This window comes from Thermus sp. FJN-A, assembly GCF_054655095.1.
Map to the genome: position 1 here is coordinate 1 of NZ_BAAHSC010000087.1, position 802 is coordinate 802.

At 76.4% G+C, this 802-nt stretch carries 2 protein-coding genes; both read left to right on the plus strand.

Annotated features, from left to right (window positions below; translation table 11 throughout):
* Positions 1 to 187: helix-turn-helix domain-containing protein (locus ACYQ0J_RS00460; protein WP_460170253.1), on the plus strand; the 187-nt coding region annotated here is incomplete at its 5' end.
* Positions 184 to 802 (plus strand): ParA family protein (locus tag ACYQ0J_RS00465; protein ID WP_460170254.1); only part of this gene is annotated, 619 nt, incomplete at its 3' end. The genes ACYQ0J_RS00460 and ACYQ0J_RS00465, both read left to right, overlap by 4 nt.

The following is an 802-nucleotide window of genomic DNA, read 5'->3' on the forward strand; positions in this document are numbered from 1 at the left end:
CCTCACCCCCGAGGAGCTGGCCCGCGCCCTAAGGGTGGACCCGGAAACGGTGCGCCGCTGGCTCCGGGAGGGCCAGGTGCGGGGGCAGAAGGCGGGGCGGCTCTGGCGGGTGCCCTGGGAGGAGGGGGTGCGGCTTTTGGGCAGCGAGGAGCGCCTGGAGGAGGCCCTGAGGGAGGTGCTGGGGTGAGGGTGGTGGCCGTGGTGAACGGCAAGGGCGGGGTGGGCAAGACCACCACCGCCGTCAACCTCGCCGCCATCCTGGCCGAGGGGGGCCCCGTCCTCCTGGTGGACGCCGACCCCCAGGGCTCCGCCTCCTGGTGGGCGGGCCGGGGGGAGATGCCCTTTGACCTGGCGCAGGAGACGGACCCCGCCCTCCTCCTCCGCCTGCGGCGGGTGAGGGGCTACGGGGTGGTGGTGGTGGACACGCCCCCCGCCCTCCGCTCCGAGGCCCTGGAGGCCGTGCTCAGGGCGGCGGACTACGCCGTCCTCCCCACGCCCCCCGCCCCCCTGGACCTCGAGGCCCTGGTGGAGACGGTGCGCAAGGCCGTCCGACCCCTCGGGGTGGCCCACCGGGTCCTCCTCACCCGGGTGGACCCCCGGAGCCTAGGGGAGGCCCTCGAGGCCCAGACCGCCCTCATGGAGGCCGGGGTGCCCGCCTTCCACGCCTTCGTGCGGGCCTACAAGGCCCACGAGCGGGCCGCCCTGGACGGCAAGGCCATCACCCGCTGGCGCGGCCCCAACGCCCGGGAGGCGGAGGCGGACTACCGCCGGGTGGCGGAGGAGCTCCTCAGGGAGCTCGCCC